At 69.9% G+C, this 7034-nt stretch carries 4 protein-coding genes; all 4 read right to left on the reverse strand.

All coding sequences use genetic code 11. From position 1 onward, the window contains the following. Positions 1–48: 48 nt before the first annotated feature. Positions 49–1239, reverse strand: a complete 1191-nt coding sequence (locus tag D7Y11_RS27145) for a lytic polysaccharide monooxygenase (RefSeq protein ID WP_120578300.1) — start codon at positions 1237–1239, stop codon at positions 49–51. A gap of 62 nt (positions 1240–1301) precedes the next feature. Further along, entirely contained in the window at positions 1302–2729 is a 1428-nt protein-coding gene (locus D7Y11_RS27150) for a DUF1552 domain-containing protein (RefSeq protein WP_121755977.1), read from the reverse strand. Next, complete coding sequence (locus D7Y11_RS27155; protein ID WP_169821006.1) at positions 2726–4420, reverse strand: DUF1592 domain-containing protein; 1695 nt, start codon at positions 4418–4420, stop codon at positions 2726–2728. The genes D7Y11_RS27150 and D7Y11_RS27155 overlap by 4 nt, the downstream gene beginning before the upstream one ends. A gap of 134 nt (positions 4421–4554) precedes the next feature. After that, on the reverse strand, positions 4555–6891 hold the full coding sequence (locus D7Y11_RS27160) for an ATP-dependent helicase (protein WP_121755978.1): 2337 nt from the start codon (positions 6889–6891) through the stop codon (positions 4555–4557). Positions 6892–7034: the final 143 nt, after the last annotated feature.

A 7034-nucleotide genomic window follows, 5' to 3' on the forward strand; every position in this document is an offset into this window, starting at 1 on the left:
ACGGGGTTACATCGAATTCACGGATGATCCTGAGTGACTCCGCCTGACCTAGTTGGCGCGCTCCCACGCGTCCTGCCAGGCGATGCCGGTGCCCGGCGCGTAGTACGACGCCACGCCCTTGCACCAGCCGGAGTACGGGAAGGGCTTGCAGCGGTAGATGAGCCCGTCCGTGCCCTCCACTCGCGTGCCCGCCACGTAGCTGTCGATGCCCGCCGGGTACTTGTACTGCGCGGATCCGCCGGTGCCGCCATCCGTGCCACCGTCGTTGCCTCCACCGGTGGAGGGCTTCTCGATGTCCACCTGGAACGAGTAGCCCGTCTCCTTCGCGTACACGCGGTTGCCCAGCGCGTCCTGCACCGGCGTCACGCCGCCAGTCGTCTGGAGCACGCCCACCTGCACGCGGCTGGAGCCCGCGTTCACCTGCTGCGCCAGCCGGTACATCCACGTGGCCGCGGGCGTGGCCGCGTCGAGCGTCAGCGGATACGACTCGGCGTCGCGTCCCGCGCTGTCGAAGAGGCGGAACGTCACCTTGCTCGACTTGGGCAGGTCCTCGCGCGCCTGCACCTGGCCCAACTCCTTCCACGACACCGGCGGGGGCGGCGTGTTGCTGAACTTCACGTCCGTGCAGGCGTAGAAGGCCTCCGGGCTGTCCGCGCGCTGCCAGATGGCGTAGATGACGTGCGAGCCCGTCCGGCTCGCCGGGAACGGGCAGTTGAGCCGGTAGCGGTTGTTCACCGCGGACACGTTGGTGACGTTGCAGAACGGCGTCGACTCCAGGTCCGACCACTTCAGCGGCAGCGCCGGGTTGTAGCCCTCCTTCGTCACGAAGAGCTGGAAGTAGCCCGTGGCGTGCACCGCGGTGGCGTGGAAGACGAACTCGAAGCGGCCGCCGCTGTCCGGGGTGATGAGCGTGGACGGCCAGTCCGCACGCGCCAGGTCCAATCCCTTGTGACTCTCGTTGGCGGCGCTGCACAGCTTGCCGTCGGGGATGATTTCGCGGTGACGCCCGTTGGCGGCGCCCTGCCGGACGCCGTTCCAGTCATAGAGCGCCTGCGTCCCACCGGTCTGCACGGCGGCCTTGCACGCGGCGGACCTGGGACTCTCCGGCCCTTCCTTGAAACATCCATAGACGCGGCTCAGCGGTACTTCCATGGAGCCGTGCGCCGCCGCCGGACCGGCGGACAGCAGGGAGACGAAAGCGAGCGATGCGGTGAAGGCCTTGCGGATTGCTGGGGACATCCCTTCCTCCTCTGTTCGAAAACAAAGGAGGAAAGGCGGAGGCGAATCGGGTCAACGGCCGCTCAAGCCAGCAGCTCCGTCAGCAGGCCCTTGGGCAGCGTGGAGTCGCCGAAGTCGTCCAGCGGCCCGCCAGCCGCGTTCTTCAGGCCCACCGCGGCGCCCAGGGTGTTGAGCATCTTGTTGAGGTTGGGGCTGCTGTTGCCGCCCGCCGCCGTCACCGCCACGCCCTGCTTGAGGTAGCCGTTGCAGCTGCCCGCCAGGATGAACGGGATGTGGCGCGCCGAGTGCGCCGGCCCGTTGCCCAGGTCGTTGAACCAGACGGACACGCCCTGGTCGACCAGCTTCTTGCCGTTCGGCAGGGCGTACGCCGCCAGCTGGTCCAACAGGTAGTTGAAGGTCTGGGCGAACTGCGCGTCCACGCGCGAGTGCAGCACGTCCGACCCGGCGATGATGCCACCCGACGCGTCGTGCGACGCGCGGCGATGGGAGATGTAGTGGAAGTTCTCCATCAACTGCCCCGTCGTGGGGTCGCGGTAGCGCGTGGCGCTGTCGTTGCCGTTGCCCACCTGGATGGCCACCGAGCGCGTGGTGCCGCACGCCACCGCCAGCACCGCGATGTCCATGTGCAGCCGCACCGTGGCCAGCACCTCGTCGCCGTCCGTGCTGTTGTAGCCGGGAGCCTGCTGCTGGAGCCGCAGCTCCTCGTCCGCGCGGGCGCGGCAGCTGAGCGCCACCTCCAGGTCGCGCACGTTGGACAGGTGCAGGTCCAGGCGCTGCTTGTCCGTGCTGCTCAACTCCGGCCGCGACTGGAGCGCCTTCAGCTGGCCCGACACCAGGTCGTTGAGGCTCTTCTGGCGCACCAGCAGCTGCTCGCGCGCTTCCGGTGAGAGGCCCCCGGGGCCACCCACCATGGTCTGGTAGGCCACCCACGGGTCATGCAGCGCGGCACGGCGTGAAGCGCTGCCCCGGTGGGAGATGCAGGGGCCGCCCAGCCACCCGCCGGCCTGCCCCGCGTAGAGGTAGAGCGAGTCGCGCTTCTGCGGGTTCAGCTCGCGGCCGATGCGGTGGTCCAGCGACTCGCCGGACGCCTCGGAGTCACCACCCACGCCCTCCACGGCGGGGCCTCGCGCGGTGAGGCACTGCAGCGCGCCGCGGGCGTGGCCGTCCCCGTAGTTGTAGTCCTTCATGTTGACGTTGCGCACCACCAGCAGGCGCGCGCGGTGGTCCGCCAGCTCCACCAGCGACTTGCCCGCGAGCGTCGTGGTGGAGAGGTTGCCCAGCGGCTCCGGCCAGAAGCGCTCCGGCTCGTTGCCCAGCTCGGAGGTGCTCTGCGCGGCGGCCACGCCATCCGCCTGGCGCAGGAAGATGGCGAAGGGCAGCGCGTCCGCCTCCGCCGCCTGGGCCTTGCGGGGCAACAGCCCCTCCAGCACCGGCAGCCCCAGCATGACGCCACCCAGGCCCTGCAACACGCGTCGTCGGCTCAGTTTCACGGCAGCTCCTCCGGGTGGCGAGTCACGAAGCCCACGCCCGTCACGACCTCGACGACCAGGTCCACGATGGGCAGCTGACCGGACTGCGACAGCTTGCCCAGCCGCGCCACCAGCGCATCGTCCTCCGCCACCGCGGGGCGTCCGCTCAGGAACTCCACCCAGTGGCGCGCGTAGCACTCATGCACCGCCTGCGTGGTCGCGAGCGCGTCCGCCAGGTCCAGCGCGTCCTTCACCGACACCTTCTGTCCGCCGATGCCCGGCGTCGACGAGGCGTCCACCGGGAGCCCGTTGTCCGTCGTGCGGTAGCCGCCCACGGCGTCGAAGTTCTCGAAGGGGAAGCCCAGCGGGTTGATCAGCGTCGCGTGGCAGGACGCGCACACCGTGCCGGGCGCCTCCGTGTGCGACGTCACCACCTCACGGTTGGTGCGGCCGTTGGGCGCGGGCAGCGCGGGGATGTTGGCCGGCGGCGCGCCAATCTTCTGGCACAGCAGGTGCTCCGACAGGAACACGCCGCGGTGGATGGGGTCCGGGTCGATGGACGTCGCATGCGACGCGAGGAAACCCACCTGCGTGAGCACGCCCCGGCGCTGCGCCCCGTCCAGCGTCACCGGCACGAAGTCCGCGGTGAACGTCCCGGTGAGGCCGTAGATGCGCGCCAGCTCGGCGTTGACGAAGGTGTCGCGAGACGTGAGCAGGTCCGCGAAGCGCCCCTTGCGCCCGAAGACGACGTCCTCGACGAAGAGCGTGTTCTCCTTCGCCGCGGACTCCGCCAGCTTCGTGGTGACGTTGGGGAAGCGCGTCGCGTTGGGCCGGATGCTCGCGTAGCGGGGCACGTCGAAGACGGCCTGGTGGTAGGCGTCCACCACGCCGCGCGCCCGGGCGTCCGTAATCATCCGGCGCGCTTCGGAGGCCACGCCCTCGCGCTTCGAAAGCATGCCCTCGCGAGCGGCGGCGAACAGCGCGTCGTCCGGCATCGAGTTCCAGAGCGCATAGCTCAAGCGGGACGCCACCTCGAACGCGTCCAGCGGCACCTTGCCGGCCGTCGCCTGCGTGCTGCGCTCCACGCGGTAGAGGAACAGGGGCGACTGGAGGAAGCCCTCCAGCACCAGCCGCAGGCCGCCCTGGAACGCGGCCATCGTCGGGTACGCCTGAGGGCCCTGGCGGTACAGCTTCAGGTACGTCTCCACCTCGTCCGCGGTCAGCGGGCGGCGCAGGGCGCGCAGGCCGAAGGACTCCACGAACGCCTTCGCGCGAGCCTCGTCCGTGGTGCTCCCCGCCGGCAGCAGCTTGCCCAGCTTCGTCGCGTCCGTGGCCACCTGCCCGGCCAGGTCCGCCGCCGCGCGCTGGTAGGCACCCCACAGCGCCTCGTCCACCGACAGCGCGCGGGCGTCGTTGTCGAAGAGGAAGCCGCTCTGGGACGGATCCGCGCGGAACGACTGCGCCAGCGCCGTGGGCGCCGCGTCTAGCTTGAGCAGGTCCTTCACGCTGCTCACCCACTGCGCATGCGTCAGCCGAGCGACGCGCACGGTGCGCGCCGCCTGCTCCACGCCAGCAGGGGGAGGCTTGTTCGTCCCGTCAGGGCCAGGATTGCGCGGATTCGCCGCGTCAGAAATCTGGCCTTCGCAGGCAGTCAGGAAACTCAAGGAGCCCGCGAGCAGCGCGGAAGTCCACCGTCGTTGACGTAGCGCCATGGGGGGAAGCGCCTCCGTTCGTTGGAGGTCATCCCACTGGGGAAGCGTCAGGAAGTCAATCCGTACACCGGCCGACCGGGCCCGGTGTCACATGAATACTGGAAACCGCTGTGGACACCGGATCCGCCCGGCGCTCAGCCGGGGATGAGGAAGCGCGCGATGACGCGCTTGAGGCCCACGGTTCCGCCGAACTCCACGGTGACCTTGGCGTTGGGTCCGGACCCTTCCGCGGCGACGATTCGCCCGGAGCCGAACTGTTCGTGACGCACGCGCATGCCGCGCACGTCTCCGCCCACGCCGTCCATGTCGGACGACGCCTGCGAATAGCTGCGGTCCACGCGCGGGCCCGTCTCATCGTCGTCCCAGTTGCGGCGGCGCTGCGGCATGGCGGCGGCGCGCGGCGGGGGCGGCAGGTCGTTCTCCTTGAAGCCGAACAACGCCTGCGGCACGTCCGCGAGGAAGCGGCTGGGAGGGTTGTACTTGAGCTCACCAAAGAGGGAGCGGCACTGCGCCAGGCTCACGAAGAGCCGCTTGCGCGCGCGGGTGAAGCCCACGTAGCAAAGCCGTCGCTCCTCGGCCATCTCCTCGCCGCCGTCCGGGTCGTCGCTCTTGAGCGCGCGCGAGTGCGGGAAGACGCCCTCCTCCATGCCGGTGAGGAACACGGCGTCGAACTCCAGGCCCTTGGCCGCGTGCAGCGTCATCAGCGCCACGCGGCCCTCGCTCACCTCCGCGTCCGCCTCACCCACCAGGCTGATCTGCTCCAGGAAGGATTGCAGGGGCGGGATGTCCGCGGTGAGCGGCGCGGAGTCCACGCCCTCCGGAGCCTCCTCCTCGCGCGCCTCGAGCGCGGCGGCGGAGGCCACCATGTCGGACGCGCGCTTCAGGTCGAACTCCTGCGCCGCGCCCAGCAGTTCCTTCAGGTTCTCCGCCCGGGTGAGCGCCTCATCGCTGCCTTCCGCGACCAGCGTCTCCACCAGCTTCGACTCCTTCAGCATCTGGTCCACCGCGCCCGCCGCGTCCTTCGCCGTGAGGGAGAAGGCGTGCAGCGACTGGAGCAGCTGGTGGAAGCCGCCCAGCCGCTTCTGCGCGGTGGCGTTGAGCGAAGGGATGCGGTGGCGCTCGCCCAGGGCCTCGTAGAGGCTCAGGCCCTGCTCGTTCGCGAAGTCGGTCAGCCGCTCCTCGGTGGTGTCACCGATGCCGCGCGCCGGCACGTTGAGCACGCGCAACAGGTCCGCGTCCGAGCGCGGGTTCACCATCAGCCGCAGGTACGCGGAGGCGTCACGCACCTCCGCGCGGTCGTAGAAGCTGCGTCCGCTCACCAGCTGGTACGGCACGCGCCCCAGCCGCAGCGCCTCTTCCAGCACGCGGCTCTGCGCGTTGGTCCGGTAGAACACGGCCATGCTGGAGAACTTGATGAAGCCCTCGCGCTGGACGGCCAGGATGCGCCGGGCCACCTCCTGCGCCTCCGCGCGCTCGTCGCGGTGCAGCAGCAACTCCAGGTTCTCCCCCTTGGGCCGCTCGCTCCAGAGCTTCTTCTGCATGCGGCGCGGGTTCTTGGAGATGACCTCGTGCGCGGCGGTGAGGATGTTCTGATCGGAGCGGTAGTTCTGCTCCAGCTTCACCACCTTCGCGCCCGGGTACTGCATGGGGAACTGGAGGATGTTGTCCACGTCCGCGCCGCGCCAGCGGTAGATGGACTGGTCGTCGTCGCCCACCACCACCAGGTTCGCGGACGGAGGCGGGGCCAGCTGCCGCAGGAACGCGTACTGCACGGGGTTGGTGTCCTGGAACTCGTCCACCAGCACGTGCGTGAAGCGCGTGCGGTAGCGCTCCAGCACGTCCGGCCGGTCGCGGAAGAGCTTCACGAGCAGGAGCAGCAGGTCCCCGAAGTCCACCGCGTTCGCCGCGCGCAAGAGCTTCTGGTAGCCCGCGTACACGCGCTTGACGATCTGCCCGCGCACGTCCTCCTGCTCCACGCGCATGTCCTCCGGCAGCCGCGCGGCGTTCTTCTCCTGGTCGATGCGGTGCAGGATTTCGCGCGGCTGCATCACCGGCTCCACGCCCGCGTCGCGCATGGCGCGCTTCACCAGGCTGAGCTGGTCGCCGTCGTCGTAGATGACGAAGGACCGCGTGAGGCCCGCGGCCTCCGCTTCGCGGCGCAGGATCATGGCAGCGGAAGAGTGGAACGTGCTCACCACCAGGTCGTTGGCCTGCGCGCCCAGGAGCTGGGTGAGGCGATCGCGCATCTCGCGCGCGGCCTTGTTGGTGAAGGTGACGGCCAGGATGCGCCACGGGAAGACGCGGTGGACCTTCACCAGGTGGGCCACACGGCGGGTGATGACGCGCGTCTTGCCGCTGCCGGCGCCCGACAGCACGAGCAGGGGGCCGTCGCCGTGGAGCACGGCTTCCGCCTGGGGCGGGTTGAGGTCTTCGAGGAGGGCGGTTTCGTGGGCGTTCACGGAGGGTTCCACCAGGGGGAAGAACCCCGTCTTCTAACGTCTTTCGCGCGCGGGTGCCGGTCTTCCGGTAAGCCCTGTCGCCCGCCGGGCCGTCCGCTCTCGGGACGGGCAGGAGCGTGGGATATAAAAGGGCCCACCTCCCATGTCCGACACCC

This window comes from Corallococcus sp. AB018, assembly GCF_003986945.1.
GTDB lineage: Bacteria > Myxococcota > Myxococcia > Myxococcales > Myxococcaceae > Corallococcus > Corallococcus exiguus.

Bases quoted from the DNA above. Each gene is read 5' to 3' on its own strand.
- D7Y11_RS27145 (WP_120578300.1), bottom strand. From the start codon at position 1,239: ATGTCCCCAGCAATCCGCAAGGCCTTCACCGCATCGCTCGCTTTCGTC.
- D7Y11_RS27155 (WP_169821006.1), bottom strand. From the start codon at position 4,420: ATGGCGCTACGTCAACGACGGTGGACTTCCGCGCTGCTCGCGGGCTCC.